Raw genomic sequence first — 18,281 nt, forward strand, 5'->3', positions numbered from 1 at the left:
GTACAGCAGAAGGAGCTGCTAGCGTTTCAGACGTGCGCCACTGGTCGCATCGACTGCAGCATCCAGTTCCGCACCGGACAGGAACTGGCTGTAGTAATCATGCAGTTCGGCTTCCCAACCGGCCACCTCGTCCAGCGCCGCCTCGGCTTGTTCCTTGCTCAAGGCAAAGTGAGCGTGCTGACTGAGCAGATTGCCTCGGTTGAGACGCGACCCTTCGATGCCGACTGACATGGCAAGTGCCTGAGCAGGCCCTTCGTCCAGAATGGGCAGTACGTCGTACATCGGCGATAACCTCCAGCCACCTTCTTTCCAGATGACTGCGTGGTTACGGGGATGGTCATCGGCATTGCCGACCAGCACGTTGTAGGCCATGCGCCGATACAGCTCATGCCGATCAACGTCAGGTGCACCACGACGATACAGCTCATCGGCGAGTGCCGCATATTGCCAGTCGGGGTGCGTACGAGCCTTCCACTCGGCGTCCATCAAGGTCAAGCCGCTGAGCATCGGCAGTCGGCGGAAGCGATGGGTTTGCTCATCAAAAGCGCGGTCGAAACGCTCGACCAACAGTGTATTGATCCGCTCGCCGCGATACAGAGAGGTGTTGGCCGCCTGCAACCCTTTAAGCCCGGCGAAGGTCATGCAGGCATGCTCAACGGAGGGCAGGTCATAGTGATCGAATTTGTCGCGAGGCTTGGCCAGAATCAGTTTTCTGTCGCCCAGATAAGTTCGCTTGGGGCGTGCGCCGCCAGCGGAAGATCGCTGATCCCTTACCTTCAGAACCTCCAGCTGCTCGGCGCTGAGCTGGCTGTCATAGATCGCTTCACAGGCATCGATGAAATGATCGAGCCCTTTGGCACGAAAGGTCTTGGGAGGCGTCTGGCCCAGCCCGTCCTGCGCGACACGCGACAGGCCAGCCATGATATTGCCCGCTCTGTCGCTGTTGGGCGACTTGAGCAGCAGCTGTATCGAGTCCAACGGGCCTTTTTCAACCCGATGCAGCAACCGCTCTCCCCAACCATCGGGCATGGCATCATCGATAAAACCCGGGACGCCACCATTTTTAGTCACGGTGTAGGACCGCGTGGACAGCGGATACCTGAAAGGATCCGGCACCCAGATGTTTTCCTGCACCGCATCCGGTGCATATTGGAATGTTCCGACTCCAGCCTGAATCGTCAGCTTACCCAGCGTCAGTGTCTCTCCGCTGACAGGGCATTCCATGTAGATATAAGCCTGGGCCATCAGAAGTCCTCCGGCTTGTGTCGAGGCAGGCGGACACGCTTTCGGTCGGCAGCTTCAAGCTGCTCGACACTGAACGACTCGTCATCCCGAAGCCCTTGAAACAATCGCTCCGACACTCCCAGCCCCCAGACCACCAACATGAAGTCACGCAGCGATACGCCTTCGGCATTGCCTGCCTCGATACGTCGAAACGTACGAAGCGAGATGCCCAGCCTTTCGGCAAGATCGACCTGGCGGATGCCTTGCTGCAACCTGGTCTGCTTTACCAGCAGGGCAATGCGCAAAAGCGTGTCGGTGCACTGAACGGGGAAAAAAGCCTTCATGAGCAGTTACCAGCGGGCAGGCGCAGGAGTTCGAGAAAAAACAAAGTAACACGGATAGCTACGTGGACCCGAAAATAATAGATCACGAAAGAACACATTAACCCTCATAAAGTGTCATTATGTGACATCTTAATTACACATAAAAATCGTGATTACTGCCCTCAGCGCTTCATTCCTACATCTTAAGTGCACAATGCCACGTCACTGATCATCGACATACCCCACCCATCCCCCATCAAAATGTGGCTTACTGAGGACTGCCATCATCCAATCAGGGAATCTCTTCCCTACCCTCGCGGTCTCTTAACGCATGACGAATTCGCGCTCTGCTTTCATACCCTCCTGGCTTCGCCCTGTTCTGCGTCCTTTGCTGGACCCGTATCGCCGTTATCGGCATGCGCGGCTGATCCACGCGGCGCGGATTGCGGTGGGCCTGCTGGTGACTATTCTGCTGACCACCGGCCTCAACCTGCCTCACGGCGAGTGGGCGTCGGTGACCATGCTGATCGTGATCGGCGGTTTGCAGCATCACGGCAATATCGGCAAGAAGTCGGTCGAACGGGCCTATGGAACCTTGATCGGTGCCGGCCTCGGTCTGATCGTGGTGGTTCAGCAGGGCTATCTGGAAATGCCATTGCTGACCTACGCAATGATGTCGGTGATGTGCGGTTTCTTCGCCTATCACGCCATCGGCAAAGGCGGTTACACCGCGCTGCTGTCGGCGATCACGCTGTTCATCGTCGCCGGTCATGGTTACAACCCGATCAGTGACGGGCTATGGCGTACCGTCGATATTCTGATTGGTATCGCACTGGCCCTGGCGTTCTCCTTCGCCCTGCCGCTGTATGCGGTGTTTTCCTGGCGCTACAACCTGGCCAGTGGTTTGCGTGACTGCGCCAAGGTCTACGGGCGAATCGTGCAGGGCCAGCCGGTTACCGCCGACGAGCATTTGAAACTGACCGCCAGGCTCAACGGCACGATGCTGCAATTGCGCTCGCTGCTGCCGTCGGTGTCCAAGGAAGTGAAGATGTCCATGGTCGAGCTGGACGCCATTCAGGGCCACTTCCGCATGTGCCTGAGCACCCTCGAGATTCTCGCCAATATTCGCCCGGCGAACCTGAATCAGCTTGCTGACGAGACACTCAAGGCATCGTTGGACGCTGACTACCGCCAGATTCGCCGGCAGCTGATCGGCATGGCCCGCGCCCTGCAAACCGGGGCCACCGAGCGTCTGGAACGCACCACTGAAACACCGGAGACACCGGAGACGCCGGAAACACCACCAGTGAAAGCCGTCATTCCTACCGAGCTGAAGGGCTACCACTTGATGACTCAGCAGTTGGCGCTCAACCTCGACGGCCTGCAGGCGCGTCTGGCCAAGACCGCCAAACGCTGGAAGTTTTAAGGAACCGCCCGTGCCCGATACCCGCCCGCCTGTGCTGGATGAAATCGATCGCCAGCTGATTGCCGCGCTGCAAATCAACGCGCGCGAAAGCGTCGCCATGCTCGCCCGGCAACTGGGCATCGCCCGTACCACCGTCACCTCGCGGCTGGCGCGCCTGGAAAGCAGCAAAGTGATTACCGGTTACGGCGTGCGCCTTGGCCAGCGCGTGGTCAGTGGCGGGTTGCAGGCGTATGTCGGCATCACCGTACAACCCCGCTCGGGCAAGGAAGTGGTGCGGCGCCTCAGTGCCATGGCGCAGGTTCAACAACTCTGTGCAGTGAGTGGCGAGTTCGATTATGTCGCCTGGCTGCGCACGGACTCTCCCGAGCAACTGGACCAGCTACTGGACCTGATCGGCAGCGTGGATGGCGTGGAGAAGACCACAACATCGATCATCCTCAGCAGCAAGATCGACCGCGGCCAGCCGGTGTGACTGCACGCTGCTATCAAGCAGCCATACAAACCGACCAGCAGGTTCGTCACTTAGCCAAAACAAACAGCATATCGACGACACTTTGCGTCTTATTAACGTGCCCGCCCTTCTCTAGACTGTTGTTTTTCGCCGTTGCCCATCAAGGTCCGTCATGAAGAACAACCGTCACCCCGCCAACGGCAAAAAGCCAATCACCATGTTTGGCCCCGATTTCCCCTTCGCCTTCGATGACTGGATTGAGCACCCGAAAGGCCTGGGCAGCATCCCTGTGGAGAACCACGGCGCTGAGGTGGCAATTATCGGTGCCGGGATAGCCGGTCTGGTGGCGGCCTACGAATTGATGAAGATGGGCCTCAAGCCGGTGGTGTACGAAGCCTCGAAAATGGGTGGCCGCCTGCGCTCGCAGGAGTTCGAAGGCGCCAAAGGCATCGTGGCCGAACTGGGTGGCATGCGCTTTCCGGTGTCCTCGACAGCGTTCTTCCATTACGTCGACAAGCTGTGCCTCGAGTCCAGGCCGTTCCCCAACCCGCTGACCGCGGCGTCCGGCAGCACCGTTATCGACCTGGAAGGCACCACGTACTACGCACAGATGCTCTCGGACCTGCCGGCACTGTTTCAGGAAGTCGCCGACGCCTGGGCCGACGCACTGGAAAGCGGCTCGCAATTCGGTGACATCCAGCAGGCCATCCGCGACCGTGATGTGCCACGTCTCAAAGAGCTGTGGAACAAGCTGGTGCCGTTATGGGACGACCGCACGTTCTATGACTTTGTCGCGACCTCCAAGGCCTTCGCCAGGCTGTCTTTCTTTCACCGCGAAGTGTTTGGCCAGGTGGGCTTCGGCACGGGCGGCTGGGACTCGGACTTCCCCAACTCGATGCTGGAAATCTTCCGCGTGGTAATGACCAACTGCGATGAGCACCAGCATCTGATCGTCGGCGGCGTGCAGCAAGTGCCGGTCGGCTTGTGGAGCCATGTACCCGAGCATTGCGCGCACTGGCCCAAGGGCACCAGCCTGTCGTCGTTGCACCGCGGCGCACCACGTCCCGGCGTGAAGCGCATTGCGCGCGCCGAGGATGGCAGTTTTGCGGTGACTGACAATTGGGGCGACACCCGGCAGTACGCTGCCGTGCTGACCACCTGCCAGAGCTGGCTGCTGACCACGCAGATCGAGTGTGAAGAGTCGCTGTTCTCGCAGAAGATGTGGATGGCCCTGGACCGCACCCGCTACATGCAGTCCTCGAAGACCTTCGTGATGGTCGACCGCCCGTTCTGGAAGGACAAGGACCCGGAAACCGGCCGCGACCTGATGAGCATGACCCTCACCGACCGGCTGACCCGTGGCACGTACCTGTTCGATAACGGCGACGACAAACCCGGCGTGATCTGCCTGTCCTACTCGTGGATGAGCGATGCTCTGAAGATGCTCCCGCAGCCCATCGAGAAGCGGGTGAAGCTGGCGCTGGATGCCTTGAAGAAGATCTACCCGAAAGTGGACATCGCAGCGCGGATCATCGGTGATCCGATTACCGTGTCATGGGAAGCCGATCCGCACTTCCTGGGTGCGTTCAAGGGTGCGCTGCCGGGCCATTACCGCTATAACCAGCGCATGTACGCGCACTTCATGCAGCAGGATATGCCCAGCGAACAGCGCGGCATGTTCATCGCCGGCGACGATGTGTCCTGGACACCGGCGTGGGTCGAAGGCGCTGTGCAGACTTCACTGAACGCCGTGTGGGGGATCATGAACCACTTCGGCGGCAAGACTCACGCCGAGAACCCCGGCCCCGGTGATGTGTTCCACGAAATCGGCCCGATTGCACTGGGCGACTGACAGAAGGAAAACCCCATGCGCGTTGCGCTGTATCAATGCCCACCATTGCCGCTGGATGTCAGCGGCAACCTGACTCGCCTGGAACAGCAGGCTCAGGCCGCCGCCGAGCGAGGGGCACAGGTGCTGATCTGCCCGGAAATGTTCCTCAGCGGCTACAACATCGGCGCTCAGGCTGTCGGTGAGCTGGCGCAGGCGCAGGACGGTCCGGCAGCGACGCGCATTGCCGCCATCGCACAGGCCTGCGGCATTGCGATCCTCTACGGCTATCCGGAGCGCGCAGCTGATCGGCAGATCTACAACGCCGTGCAGTTGATCGACAGCCAGGGCACGCGCCTGTGCAACTACCGCAAGACGCACCTGTTCAGCGAGCTCGACAAGTCGATGTTCGCTGCAGGCGACGATCATTACCCGGTGGTCGAATTGAATGGCTGGCGCCTGGGACTGCTGATTTGCTACGACGTGGAGTTCCCCGAAAACACCCGTCGGCTGGCCTTGGCAGGAGCCGAGTTGATTCTGGTCCCCACTGCAAACATGCTGCCTTACGATTTTGTCTGCGACGTGACGGTTCGGGCGCGGGCTTTCGAGAATCACTGCTACGTGGTGTACGCCAACTACTGCGGCAGCGAGGGCGCGATTCGTTACTGCGGGCTCAGCAGCCTCTGCGCGCCGGATGGCAGCCGCCCATTGTTGGCAGGTCAGGACGAAGCACTGCTGGTCGGCACGCTGGACAAGTCACTGCTGGCCCAGGCCCGAACCGCGAACGACTACTTCATGGATCGCCGCCCGGCGCTTTATACGTCGCTGACTTGATCCTGAAGCGGCCAGTTCTCGTTGCCTATCGTGCCCATGCTCCGCGTTGGCATGCCGTTCTGGACGCTCTGCGTCCTCTATTCCGCAGCTTTGAGCAGCAGGCTCGCGAACGGGTCAGCTAATCCGCTAGCATGACGCCTCGCCTCGCACAGCTTTCCGGACGCCCCTCATGCCTGCCGCACACGCCACTGACACTCAACGCCTCACGCTGGCCAACGGCCTGAATGTGGTGCTGTGTCACGAGCCACGGCTCAAGCGCTGTGCGGCCTCGTTGCGCGTAGCAGCCGGCAGTCACGACGCGCCGAGGGCTTGGCCTGGGTTGGCGCATTTTCTGGAGCATCTGTTTTTCCTCGGCACCGAACGCTTCCCGGCCGGGGACAACTTGATGACCTTTGTGCAGCATCATGGCGGGCAGGTCAATGCCAGTACCCGCGAGCGCACCACTGACTTCTTCTTCGAACTGCCGCAGGCCGCCTTTGCCCAAGGGCTGGAGCGCCTGTGCGACATGCTTGCCAAGCCGCGCATGGACATCGCAGATCAATTGCGCGAACGCGAAGTGCTGCACGCCGAATTCATCGCCTGGCTCGGCGATAGCGCATCCCGCGATCAGGCGCGCATGCTGACAGCGATCAACCCTCAGCATCCGTTGCGTGGCTTTCACGCCGGCAATCGCTACAGCCTGCCAGTGCCCAACCCGGCTTTTCAGCAGGCATTGCACGACTTTTATCAAGGCTTCTATCAGGCCGGACAGATGATCCTGTGCCTGAGTGGCCCACTGCCGATGGCTGAACTGCAGGCGCTGGCGACAAACCACGGCGCAGTTTTCTCCAGCGGGATGAAGCTCAAACAGCGCCCGCCTCCAGCATTGATGGCCAGTCCTCGACAGGCTGGCGAGCAAAACCATCTGCTGTTTGCTGTTGAGGACTTGCCGGACAAGGCTGACGAAGCTGTGGCATTCTTCTGTCACTGGCTCAATGCAGCGCAGCCTGGCGGACTGGTCGCCGAGCTGGCCCGCAGGGGCCTTTGCACCTCATTGAACGCCGCGCCGCTTTACCAGTTCGGCGGGCAGCTTTTGCTGGATATAGAGTTTAAGGGCGAACCGGCGAACGCGACCGCTATCAGCAGCCTGCTTTTCAGCTGGCTCGGTTTCTTCAAGGCTCACTGGCCAACGCGAATCGAGGAATACCACCGTCTCGAACGACGCCGTCTGCAGATGTGCGGAGCATTGGCTCTGGCAAACCATCACTGTCGCGAAACGCCCGCGCAGTTGAGCGAGCACGGCCAAAAAGCCTTAAGCGCATTACTGTCGAAGCTCACCGCTGATGTGGATAACCTCGATCCAGAGCCTGTCACTTGGCGCCTGCCAGCGCCAAATCCGTTTCTTGATACGGCAGCGGACGACCCCGCTGAAGCCGCGCTGTACCTGCGTTGGCAACTGCCGTCCCCGCAGCCCGCTTTTTGGCGGATACTCGATGCCGCGCTCAAGCCACTGGTCGAAGACGCACGTCAGGCCGGGGCAACCCTGACCTTCACTGCGTACGGCCCGTACTGGCAGCTTCAATTGAACGGCTTGCGCGAACCGATGGTGGCGGTCCTGCAACAAAGCCTGCAGCGCTTGCAGCACCCCGATGCACACACGCTGGAACACGACGAGCCGGTATTGATCCCGATTCGTCAGTTGCTCAAGCAGCTTGCCGATCACTACCTGCGCAGTGACCCGGAGGTGGCCATAAGCGACCTGCCAGACGTATGGGCGGCTTCGCGCTGGAGCAGTTTAACCAGCGGTTTCGACCCGGCCAGCCAGTCAATGCTGGACGCGGTGTTGAATGCAGTACCTAGCGTTCAGCGAACCTCCCCGAGCGATGTGCCAACCATTCGCGCTGGCAAGCACTGGGCGGCGCAAGCTTCGTCCTCCTCGGAAAACGCGGTGCTGGTGTTCTGCCCGGCCCCCTCGACTTCCATCGAAGATGAAGCCGCCTGGCGTCTGCTCGCGCACCTGGCCCAAGCGCCGTTCTATCAGCGGCTGCGGGTCGAGCTGCAATTGGGTTACGCAGTGTTCAGTGGCCTCAGGCAGATCGATGGGCGGACCGGCTTGCTGTTCGGCGTGCAATCCCCCACCAGCAGTGCCCAACAGCTGTTTGCGCACATCGAGGCCTTTATCGGCAAATTGCCGCAACTGGTCCGCGACGCAGATCTGCCTGAGCAGACCAAAGCCCTTGCAGCGCAGTTCGAGCCGTCGAGCCTGCCGGAGCAACAGCGTGCCGACCTGCAGTGGCAGGCACACCTTGCCGGGCACCAGGGTGACCATGCGCAGACCTTGCAGCAGGCTCTGTCAAATCTGGATACACACTCGTTGCTAGCCTCTGCGGATCAATTGATCAGCGCCACAGGTGGCTGGCTGATCGTGGCCAATCGCCCTGCCAGCGCGGCGGTTCCGCAATCCTTACCTGAACAGTAACGGTCTTTCATGCAGATTCTAGCCCTGCTGAATTGTGAAAATGAGTAACATAGCTCCCTAAGCATCTGAACGTATGCCTCCAGCGATGCACTAAGATGTAGTCACCCACCGCTGCACTTATCCGAGGAGATTTTTATGTCGTGGACTAAACCTGCTTACACTGATCTGCGTATCGGCTTCGAAGTCACCATGTACTTCGCAAGCCGTTGATTTCAGTGCGCTGTGAAGCCTCGGTTCGCCGGGGCTTTTTTTATGGTTATGGCTGTTTTTTATTTCAGAGCGTGTCCCGGGAGCTGTCATGTACATCCAGATTCTAGGTTCTGCTGCTGGCGGTGGATTCCCCCAGTGGAACTGCAACTGCGTCAATTGCGCAGGTTTTCGCGACGGCAGCCTGCGTGCCCATGCGCGGACCCAGTCGTCCATTGCGCTGTCCGACGACGGTATCAACTGGGTGCTGTGCAACGCCTCCCCGGACATTCGCGCGCAATTGCAGGGCTTTGCGCCGATGCAGCCCGGGCGCGCGCTGCGCGACACCGGCATCAGCGCGATCGTGTTGATGGACAGCCAGATCGACCACACCACCGGCCTGCTCAGCCTGCGCGAAGGCTGCCCGCATCAGGTGTGGTGTACCGATATGGTTCATGAGGACCTGAGCACCGGTTTCCCGCTGTTCGAAATGCTCAAGCACTGGAACGGCGGCCTGACCTGGAACCGCATCGAGTTGCAGGGCAGCTTCGTGATTCCGGCCTGCCCGAACCTGCGCTTCACGCCCTTCCCGCTGCGCAGCGCCGCCCCGCCCTACTCGCCACACCGTTTCGACCCGCACCCGGGCGACAACATCGGCCTGCTGGTCGAAGACACCCGTACTGGCGGCAAGCTGTTCTATGCCCCAGGCCTGGGCAAGGTCGATGAAGCGCTGGCCGAGAAGATGCGTGACGCCGACTGCCTGCTGGTCGACGGCACCATGTGGGACGACGACGAAATGCAGCGCCGTGGCGTGGGCACGCGTACCGGCCGGGAGATGGGCCATCTGGCACAGAACGGCCACGGCGGCATGCTGGAAGTCCTCGAAGGCTTCCCCGAGCAGCGCAAGGTGCTTATCCACATCAACAACACCAACCCGATTCTCGACGAAGACTCCCCGGAACGTGCGGAGCTGGTTCGTCGCAACGTCGAAGTGGCCTTCGATGGCATGAGCATCGAGCTTTAGGAGCTGACATGAGCGAAGCGACTGCGCTGTCCCCCGCCGAATTCGAACAGGCCTTGCGCGCCAAGGGCGCCTATTACCACATCTATCACCCGTTCCATGTGGCGATGTACGAGGGCCGAGCGACCCGCGAGCAGATTCAGGGCTGGGTCGCCAACCGTTTCTACTATCAGGTGAACATTCCGCTCAAGGACGCGGCGATTCTGGCCAACTGCCCGGATCGCGAGATCCGTCGCGAGTGGATTCAGCGCCTGCTCGATCATGACGGTGCGCCCGGCGAAGACGGCGGCATCGAAGCCTGGCTGCGCCTCGGCCAGGCCGTGGGACTGGACCCGGACCAGCTGCGCTCGCAGGAACTGGTGCTGCCAGGCGTGCGTTTTGCCGTCGACGCCTACGTGAACTTCGCCCGCCGCGCCAACTGGCAGGAAGCCGCCAGCAGCTCGTTGACCGAGTTGTTCGCACCGCAGATCCACCAGTCGCGTCTGGACAGCTGGCCGCAGCACTACCCGTGGATCGACCCGGCCGGCTACGAATATTTCCGCACGCGCCTGGGTCAGGCCCGACGCGATGTAGAGCACGGCCTCGCCATCACGTTACAGCACTACACTACGTACGAAGGTCAGCAGCGTATGCTGGAAATCCTGCAGTTCAAACTCGATATCCTGTGGAGCATGCTCGATGCGATGTCCATGGCCTACGAGTTGAACCGCCCGCCGTATCACAGCGTCACAGACCAAAGGGTCTGGCATAAGGGGATTACCCTATGAAGCACGATCCGCAGTTCCGAGCGTTGACACCCAAATGGCATCAAGGCTATCGCTTTCAGTACGAGCCTGCGCAAAAGGCGCATGTGGTGCTTTACCCTGAGGGCATGATCAAACTCAATGACAGCGCGGCCCTGATTGGCGGGTTGATCGATGGCAAGCGCAGCATCGCCGCCATCATTCATGAGCTTCATCAGCAGTTCCCCAATGTTCCCGAGCTGGGCATGGACGTCGACGAGTTCATGGAAGGCGCCAAAAAGAAAAACTGGATCGATCTTGTCTGACATAGCACCCGTCACCAACACCCCGTACATACCGCCCACTCCCGAGGTCGGGCTGCCATTGTGGCTGCTCGCCGAGCTGACCTATCGCTGCCCGCTGCAGTGCCCGTATTGCTCCAACCCTCTGGATTTTGCCAAACAGGGCCAGGAGCTGAGCACCGAGCAGTGGTTCAGGGTCATGCAGGAAGCGCGGGAAATGGGCGCGGCGCAGATCGGTTTTTCCGGCGGCGAGCCGCTGGTACGCCAGGACCTCGCCGAACTGATCGCCGAGGCGCGGCGTCTGGGCTTCTACACCAACCTGATCACCTCGGGCATCGGCCTTACCGAAGAGAAGATCATCGCCTTCAAGGAAGCAGGCCTGGACCACATCCAGATCAGCTTTCAGGCCAGCGACGAGCAGGTCAACAACATGCTCGCCGGCTCGAAAAAAGCCTTCGCGCAGAAGCTGGAGATGGCCAAGGCGGTTAAAAAGCACGGCTACCCGATGGTGCTGAACTTCGTGACCCACCGGCACAACATCGATCGCATCGACAAGATCATCGAGCTGTGTCTCGCGCTGGAAGCGGACTTCGTCGAACTGGCGACCTGTCAGTTCTATGGCTGGGCGCACCTGAATCGCCTCGGTCTGCTGCCGACCAAAGATCAACTGGTCCGCGCTGAAGCCGTCACCAATGAATACCGCGCCCGGCTGGAGGCAGAGAATCATCCGTGCAAGCTGATTTTCGTCACCCCTGATTATTACGAAGAGCGTCCCAAAGCGTGCATGAACGGCTGGGGCAATATCTTCCTGACCGTGACACCGGATGGCACGGCGCTGCCCTGCCACGGCGCGCGGCAGATGCCGATCCAGTTCCCCAATGTGCGCGATCACAGCATGCAGCACATCTGGTATGACTCGTTCGGCTTCAATCGCTTCCGCGGTTACGACTGGATGCCCGAGCCGTGCCGTTCGTGTGACGAGAAGGAAAAGGACTTCGGCGGCTGTCGCTGCCAGGCTTTCATGCTGACCGGCGACGCCGCCAATGCCGACCCGGTGTGCAGCAAATCCTATCACCACGGGATCATCACTCAGGCTCGTGACGAGTCCGAAACCGCTACTCAAACCATTGAAGAGCTGGCCTTTCGCAATGACCGAAACTCACGACTCATCGCAAAATCCTCCTGAACGCCTGAGCGCCGCCCAAGCGGTCGCGGCAGGCGTCGACTTCGCCGAACTGGATGTCAGCTCGGCGGGCCTGTTCTGGAACGAATACCGCCCCGAAGACGGCGCCAGTCGCATCTGGCACTGGTACGCCAACAGCAAGCGCTGCCTGACGCCACAAGGCTTCAGCGTACGCAGTCGGGTGTATGAATACGGTGGTGGTTCGTTCTGCCTCGCCGACGACGCCGTAGTCTTCGTCAACGAGCGCGACCAGCAACTGTATCGACAGGCACTGGACGCCAGCGAGCCGGTGGCGCTGACCGAGGGCGACAAGCGCTACGGCGGCGTGTTCTTCAGCGGCGGCCAGATTCTGGCCGTTGAAGAGGACCGCAACACGCATCGACTGGTGGCTATCGAGCTGGCTGACGGCAAGCGTCAGTTGCTGGCCGAAGGCGCTGATTTCTACTCATCGCCGATTGTCAGTGCCGACGGCAGACGCCTGGCCTGGATCGAATGGCAGCGCCCGCATCAGCCGTGGACCAGCACCCGCTTGATGTGTGCGACCAAACAGGACGACGGCAGTTGGGCCACTGCGAAGTGCATCGCAGGCGATGGTGCGCAAGAGTCTCTGCAACAACCGCGCTTCGATGCCCATGGGCGTCTGTATTGCCTGACTGATCGTGCGGGTTTCTGGCAGCCGTGGGGCGAATCGCCTTCCGGGTTTGCGCCGCTTCCCGCCTGTCCGGCGGATCATGCATCCGCGCCCTGGCAAATGGGCAGCTGCACCTGGCTGCCGATCAACGATGGTTACCTGGCGAGCTGGTTTGCAGACGGTTCAAGTGTTCTGGGGCTGTGCCAGGCCGACGGCAGCGTCGAGGATTTCAGCGCAGGCTACAGTCGCTTTCGCAGCCTCGCCATTGACGAAGAGTTCGTCTATTGCATTGCGGCCTCGGCCATCAGCACCTCTGCGGTACTGGCCATTTCTCGCCACGACGGCAGTGCCCAGGTGCTTGCCGGAGGCGGATCGCCGCTGCCGGCCGACCAGATCAGCCGTCCTCAGACATTGCGTTACCCCAGTGGCGGGGCCGAGGCTCATGGCTACTTCTATCCGGCCATGACCGGCGCAGAAAAACCGCCGCTGGTGGTGTTCATCCATGGCGGCCCGACCTCTGCCTGCTACCCGGTGCTGGACCCGCGCATTCAGTACTGGACGCACCGCGGCTTCGCCGTCGCAGACCTCAATTATCGCGGCAGCAGCGGCTACGGTCGCGTGTACCGGCAAGGCCTGCACCTCACCTGGGGCGTGGCGGACGTCGAAGACGCCTGTGCAGTCGTGAAACATCTGGCCGAGCGCGGCCTGATTGACGAACGACAGGCTTTTATTCGCGGCGGCAGTGCGGGTGGCTACACCACGCTCTGCGCGTTGGCCTTCCACGACGTATTCCGCGCGGGTGCCAGCCTGTACGGCGTCAGCGACCCGGTGGCACTGGCCAGGGCGACGCACAAATTCGAAGGTGATTATCTGGACTGGCTGATCGGCGACCCCGACAAGGACATCGAACGCTATCAGGCTCGTACGCCCCTGCTGCATGCCAACAGCATCAGCGTGCCGGTCATTTTCTTTCAGGGCGAGCTGGATGCCGTGGTGGTTCCGCAACAGACCCGGTCCATGCTCAAGGCCTTGCAGGACAACGGTATCAAGACCGAAGCGCACTTCTATGCGGACGAGCATCATGGGTTCCGCAAGGCAAATAACCTGGCAGATGCGCTGGAGAAGGAATGGCGTTTCTATCGGGATGTGCTGGATGCCTGATCAGGCCGTGTGATCGTTCCCGCATCAGGGAACGATCAGCGAGTGCAACGAGGTGTTACTTACGCGAAACGATGATGTAGATCGCGTGGATGATGCCCGGGATGTAACCCAGCAGGGTCAGCAGAATATTCAACCAAAAAGCGCCAGCAAAGCCTACTTGCATGAACACGCCTACCGGAGGCAGCAGAATGGCGAAAATGATACGAATGATGTCCATGAAAAGCTCCTGATTGATTGGCTCTGATTGGCCATACAGCTAATCGACCCTGGCCGGCGGTGAGGGTTCAACCGGCTCTGGCACCGCGCCATTATTCTTTAGCGGGAGGGGCTCAGGACAAGCGTTGCAATGCGGGCACAGCAGCGTGTGCTGCGAGCGGAAAGAAAACAGAATCGTCAAAACGCAAACAAAGAAAACCCCGCCGAAGCGGGGCTTTCCAGACTGTTTCCCTGATTTCCCTTTCACCCCGCCATCCTGGCAGGCTTCCCTACGTGTCCCTGTTATGTCTTGTTGCGCTTCCTGCGCTACGTCCATAAGCAAAGATTAACTTTGGATCCCTTTCTTGGGAAGAGGCCAATTGGCGTCACGTAGTGTAAGCAAATGCTTACAAGACTTTTCCGGGTCAGAATTGTGACGCCTTCAACAGGTACAGCGACTCGCTGCCGGCGCGCACCGAGGCATCCAGCGAGTGAATACGCGGCAGCAGACGTGCGAAGTAGAAGCGTGCGGTACCCAGTTTGCTTGCGTAGAACTCCTCCTGCTGCTCTTTACCCAGTGCTGCCTTGGCCATCATGGCCCACATGTAGGCATACGCCGTGTAACCGAACAGATGCAGGTACTCCACAGAGGCTGCGCCGATTTCATTGGGATTGTTGCGCGAGCGATCCAGCACCCAGCCGGTCAGTTCATCGAGCATGTTCAAGGCTTTGCTCAGCGGCTGAGTGAACTCGCTGAGCGCGTTGTCCGAGCCGCTGATGAACTGGCGGACTTCATCGGAGAACAACTGATAGAGCGCGCCATTCGAACCGACGATCTTGCGCCCGACCAGGTCCAGCGCCTGAATGCCGTTGGTGCCTTCGTAGATCTGCGTGATACGCACGTCACGCACCAGTTGTTCCTGGCCCCACTCGCGGATATAACCATGACCTCCGAATACCTGCTGGCCATGCACGGTGGTTTCCAGACCGATATCACTCAGGAACGCCTTGGAGACCGGTGTCAGCAGCGCGGCCAGATCATCGGCACGTTTGCGCGCGGTATCGTCTTCGCTGAACTTGGCAATATCCAGTTGCAGAGCGACGTAGCTGGAAAACGCCCGACCGCCTTCGTTGAAGGCTTTCATGGTCAACAGCATGCGACGCACGTCGGGGTGGACGATGATCGGGTCAGCGGCCTTGTCCTTGTTCTGCGCGCCGGTCGGGGCACGGCTCTGCAGACGGTCCAGCGCATACTCGACGGCGGCCTGATAAGAGCGCACGCCAGACGCCAGGCCCTGAATACCGACGCCGAGGCGCTCGTAGTTCATCATCGTGAACATCGCCGCCAGGCCCTTGTTCGGCTCACCGATCAGGTAACCGGTGGCGGCGTCGAAGTTCATCACGCACGTCGCCGACGCCTGGATGCCCATCTTGTGCTCGATCGAACCACAACTGACGGTGTTGCGCTCGCCGATGCTGCCGTCGTCGCCAACCATGAACTTGGGCACCAGAAACAACGAGATGCCTTTCGGGCCAGGCGGTGCATCCGGCAACTTGGCCAGCACCAGATGGATGATGTTTTCGGTCAGGTCGTGTTCGCCACCGGTGATGAAAATCTTGCTGCCGGTGATCTGGTAAGCGCCGTCCGCCTGGGGTTCGGCGCGGGTGCGAATGATGCCCAGATCCGTACCAGCGTGAGCCTCGGTCAGGCACATCGACCCGGCCCAGACGCCTGAATACATATTGGGCAGAAATTTGGTCTTGAGCGCTTCGGTCGCATGGGTGTCTATCGACACGCAGGCGCCGGAGGTGAGCATCGCGTACAGACCGAACGCCAGGCTGGCAGAGTTGAGCATCTCTTCGACCTGAGCCGACACCACCTTGGGCATGCCCATGCCGCCAAACTCGGGGTTACCGCCCACACCGACCCAGCCGCCTTCGGCGTAGATCTTATAGGCCTCGGGAAAACCTGCAGGTGTGGTGACGACGGTGTCCTTCCAGTGGCAGCCCTCCTCGTCACCGTTGCGGCTCAGCGGCGCAATGGTCTTGCTGGTCACTTTACCGGCTTCTTCGAGAATGGCTTCGACCGTTTCAGCGTCGACGGTTTCGGCCAACTCGGGCAATTGAGCCCAGAGCTTTGAAACCTCGAAGACTTCATTGAGGACGAAGCGCATATCGCGCAGTGGCGCTTTATAGTCAGCCATGGCAAACCTCGTGAACACGGATCGAAATGCTTTGGGAAGCCGATCGATGCATCCAGCGACGCAGATCAGCAGTCGAGTTCCACGAGTCTAACCGAACAACATTTCAGAGACATAGGGTCGTGTCATGACTGAATAGTCATAACAGGTCACGGGAAGTGCCAGGGTTTGCTCAGGTTGCCGCTTCAGTCGTGCGCACAGCGCCGCGTCGGTTCAACTGCCCGTAAGCCACCACACAATTGCGCCCGGCGCCCTTGGCCGCATACAGCGCCTGGTCGGCGCTCTTGAGCACTTCCTCGGGCGTGCGATGCTCCGGCTGGCGTTCGGCAACGCCGATACTCACCGTCACCGACACGCTGCCTGCCTGCGCGCCACTGCGACGCTGGCGGCCTTGCTGGTCGTCCTGAGGGCGATTGTCCTTGTTGCGCAGCTGAATCTCGTAGCTGGCGATAGTCTCGCGAATGGCTTCCAGGTGCGGCATGCATTCATCGATGCTCTTGGCGGCGAACACAATGGCGAACTCCTCACCCCCATAGCGATAGGCCTTGCCGCCACCATTGGTGATTTTCGACAGCTTGCTGGCCACCAGACGCAGCACCTGATCGCCCACATCGTGGCCGTGGGTGTCGTTGAATTTCTTGAAGTGATCCACGTCGCTCATCGCCAGCACATAGTTGCGACCCAGGCGCTGCATGCGCTCATTGAGCGCCCGCCGTCCAGGCAACCCGGTGAGCTCGTCACGGAAGGCCATCTGATAGGCCTCATGAGCGACCGCAGCGGCAATCATCAGCATCACCTGACTGCAAAGGATGTTCAGCGTGAACGGCAGGATGAAGGTCTTGGGCAATGCCCAGAACAAACCCAGCAAGCCGACAATCTGCGCCGCGTGCAGCGGTCGCGGCTTTTCCAGGTATTGCCAGATCAGCACCCCGAAGGACACCAGAAACATCGCATAAGAAAGCTGAATCAGGCTCATCCATGCGCCATGCAGGGCAGGCCAGCGGATGTCGGCCAGCCAGACTTGCAGCTCGACCGGATAACTTTGCTCAAGCCCCACCGCCACGCCGCCCAGCGCCACCAGCACCGCGAGCCGCGCGACCATGTCCTGGAACAGATGCGTGCGTTCCTCCCATGCCGCATACAGCCCGAACAGCAGCGGCAGCAGCAGGCAGACCAGGTGAAAGATCACCGCCGCATCCTCGCGGACCTTGCCGTGGTCACGGTAGTAATCGGTCTGGGTGTCGAGCAGGTAGTAGGCGATATACACCGTGACCATCAGAAACAGCTCGCGCTGACGTCGGTAAACACAGCAGTACGCACCGCCCAACAGCAGAACCAGAGTAGGAAGCACGTTGAACAGCGAAGTGAAGAAGACGTTCAGGTCCTTTACATACGCAGCCGCGAGCCCCGCCACCAGCAAACCCAGTGAAGGCAGAAAATGACTCAAGCGTGCAGCTGATGGACGCAACAAAAGGGGTTATCTCCTACCCGGCATCTGGATGACTGGCTGGCCTGATGGCATTGTGCCCCTCCCCAGCAAACAATGCATCGGCAGGATCAACAAACAACTTAATTTCTGTAACGGCAGGAAGTGGGAAATGTTTATTGCGGGCGTCTAGCGCCAATGCGTTGGCATGCATTAGGTAACGCTTCGCGTCGTGCTGCAGCGCAACGTCATGCTTTACCTGTCATCACTGCACATAAAAGCGCTTTTTTATCGCGATATTACTGACGACGCAGATCGCGACGTAAGTGACAGGGGCTTTGGTCACTTTGGCCCCATCAAAGTGACTCGCCGAGGGGCGAAAAGGTGACCTGAGTCGAACCTCAATCTACCTGACATCAAAAAACCGCTGTGTGACGCGGAGCGTCACGAACTGCATTCCCACGCGGAGCGTGAGGAACGATAGTCATCAGGTTCCGGGCCGTACCTCTAGCCCGACTACTTTAAAGTGCTTTTCGATCACGGTGGCACTGACGACGCAGAGTGCGACGTAAGTGACGGCTGAGTCCTGGCGCTGATCCGGGGGTAGCCTGGCAGGACGCCAGGCTAGCCGCACCGCGCCATGGATGGCGCGTTGCGGCGACCCCCGGATCAGTGACAGGGCGAAGGAACCCGACGAAGTCGGGCCGGA

General features: G+C 60.1%; 16 protein-coding genes. 11 read left to right on the forward strand and 5 right to left on the reverse strand.

Translation table 11 applies throughout. The features are described from left to right. Window positions 1-18: 18 nt before the first annotated feature. Together P406_RS18385 and P406_RS18390 are read right to left on the reverse strand one after the other, a co-directional pair. Window positions 19-1,245 carry a type II toxin-antitoxin system HipA family toxin gene (locus tag P406_RS18385; RefSeq protein WP_046236955.1) on the reverse strand — a complete coding sequence of 409 codons (1,227 nt, stop codon included), beginning with the start codon at window positions 1,243-1,245 and terminating at the stop codon, window positions 19-21. Next, entirely contained in the window at window positions 1,245-1,568 is a 324-nt protein-coding gene (locus P406_RS18390) for a helix-turn-helix domain-containing protein (RefSeq protein ID WP_003316216.1), read from the reverse strand. The genes P406_RS18385 and P406_RS18390 overlap by 1 nt, the downstream gene beginning before the upstream one ends. Window positions 1,569-1,878: 310 nt before the next feature. Between P406_RS18390 and P406_RS18395 the strand changes: the two genes are divergently transcribed. The 11 genes from P406_RS18395 to P406_RS18440 all read left to right on the forward strand — a co-directional run bounded on the left by P406_RS18395 (window position 1,879) and on the right by P406_RS18440 (window position 13,750). Further along, complete coding sequence (locus tag P406_RS18395) at window positions 1,879-2,973, forward strand: FUSC family protein (protein ID WP_046236956.1); 1,095 nt, start codon at window positions 1,879-1,881, stop codon at window positions 2,971-2,973. A 10-nt stretch (window positions 2,974-2,983) separates the two neighbouring features. Then, window positions 2,984-3,445 carry an Lrp/AsnC family transcriptional regulator gene (locus tag P406_RS18400; protein WP_003395085.1) on the forward strand — a complete coding sequence of 154 codons (462 nt, stop codon included), beginning with the start codon at window positions 2,984-2,986 and terminating at the stop codon, window positions 3,443-3,445. A gap of 151 nt (window positions 3,446-3,596) precedes the next feature. Then, window positions 3,597-5,276 (forward strand): flavin monoamine oxidase family protein, encoded by a 1,680-nt coding sequence (locus P406_RS18405; RefSeq protein ID WP_046236957.1) that lies wholly within the window; start codon window positions 3,597-3,599, stop codon window positions 5,274-5,276. Between the two features lie 15 nt (window positions 5,277-5,291). Then, complete coding sequence (locus P406_RS18410; protein WP_046236958.1) at window positions 5,292-6,086, forward strand: carbon-nitrogen hydrolase family protein; 795 nt, start codon at window positions 5,292-5,294, stop codon at window positions 6,084-6,086. 169 nt (window positions 6,087-6,255) lie between these two features. Further along, entirely contained in the window at window positions 6,256-8,544 is a 2,289-nt protein-coding gene (gene pqqF, locus P406_RS18415; RefSeq protein ID WP_046236959.1) for a pyrroloquinoline quinone biosynthesis protein PqqF, read from the forward strand. Between the two features lie 135 nt (window positions 8,545-8,679). After that, a complete protein-coding gene (pqqA, locus tag P406_RS28070) occupies window positions 8,680-8,754 on the forward strand; it encodes a pyrroloquinoline quinone precursor peptide PqqA (protein WP_003422658.1) in 75 nt (24 codons plus the stop codon). Window positions 8,755-8,842: 88 nt separating this feature from the next. Beyond that, entirely contained in the window at window positions 8,843-9,754 is a 912-nt protein-coding gene (gene pqqB, locus P406_RS18420) for a pyrroloquinoline quinone biosynthesis protein PqqB (protein ID WP_046236960.1), read from the forward strand. An 8-nt stretch (window positions 9,755-9,762) separates the two neighbouring features. Then, window positions 9,763-10,518, forward strand: a complete 756-nt coding sequence (gene pqqC, locus P406_RS18425; RefSeq protein ID WP_003402120.1) for a pyrroloquinoline-quinone synthase PqqC — start codon at window positions 9,763-9,765, stop codon at window positions 10,516-10,518. Next, on the forward strand, window positions 10,515-10,799 hold the full coding sequence (gene pqqD / locus P406_RS18430) for a pyrroloquinoline quinone biosynthesis peptide chaperone PqqD (RefSeq protein WP_024961472.1): 285 nt from the start codon (window positions 10,515-10,517) through the stop codon (window positions 10,797-10,799). The genes pqqC and pqqD overlap by 4 nt, the downstream gene beginning before the upstream one ends. Next, entirely contained in the window at window positions 10,792-11,961 is a 1,170-nt protein-coding gene (gene pqqE, locus P406_RS18435) for a pyrroloquinoline quinone biosynthesis protein PqqE (protein WP_046236961.1), read from the forward strand. The genes pqqD and pqqE overlap by 8 nt, the downstream gene beginning before the upstream one ends. After that, the gene (locus tag P406_RS18440) at window positions 11,924-13,750 is read left to right on the forward strand and encodes a S9 family peptidase (RefSeq protein WP_046236962.1); all 1,827 of its coding nucleotides are present in this window, start codon (window positions 11,924-11,926) and stop codon (window positions 13,748-13,750) included. The genes pqqE and P406_RS18440 overlap by 38 nt, the downstream gene beginning before the upstream one ends. 55 nt (window positions 13,751-13,805) lie before the next feature. Here the strand turns inward: P406_RS18440 and P406_RS18445 are convergent, their stop codons facing one another. The 3 genes from P406_RS18445 to P406_RS18455 form a co-directional block, all read right to left on the reverse strand. Then, the gene (locus tag P406_RS18445) at window positions 13,806-13,967 is read right to left on the reverse strand and encodes a YqaE/Pmp3 family membrane protein (RefSeq protein WP_002555565.1); all 162 of its coding nucleotides are present in this window, start codon (window positions 13,965-13,967) and stop codon (window positions 13,806-13,808) included. A gap of 403 nt (window positions 13,968-14,370) precedes the next feature. Then, window positions 14,371-16,149 carry an acyl-CoA dehydrogenase C-terminal domain-containing protein gene (locus tag P406_RS18450; protein WP_046236963.1) on the reverse strand — a complete coding sequence of 593 codons (1,779 nt, stop codon included), beginning with the start codon at window positions 16,147-16,149 and terminating at the stop codon, window positions 14,371-14,373. A 169-nt stretch (window positions 16,150-16,318) separates the two neighbouring features. Next, window positions 16,319-17,617: a GGDEF domain-containing protein gene (locus tag P406_RS18455; protein WP_003419815.1), complete on the reverse strand. Its 1,299-nt coding sequence runs from the start codon at window positions 17,615-17,617 to the stop codon at window positions 16,319-16,321. Between the last annotated feature and the right edge of the window lie 664 nt (window positions 17,618-18,281).

Origin of the sequence: Pseudomonas syringae pv. coryli str. NCPPB 4273, assembly GCF_000972175.1 — a bacterium.
Classification (GTDB): domain Bacteria; phylum Pseudomonadota; class Gammaproteobacteria; order Pseudomonadales; family Pseudomonadaceae; genus Aquipseudomonas; species Aquipseudomonas syringae.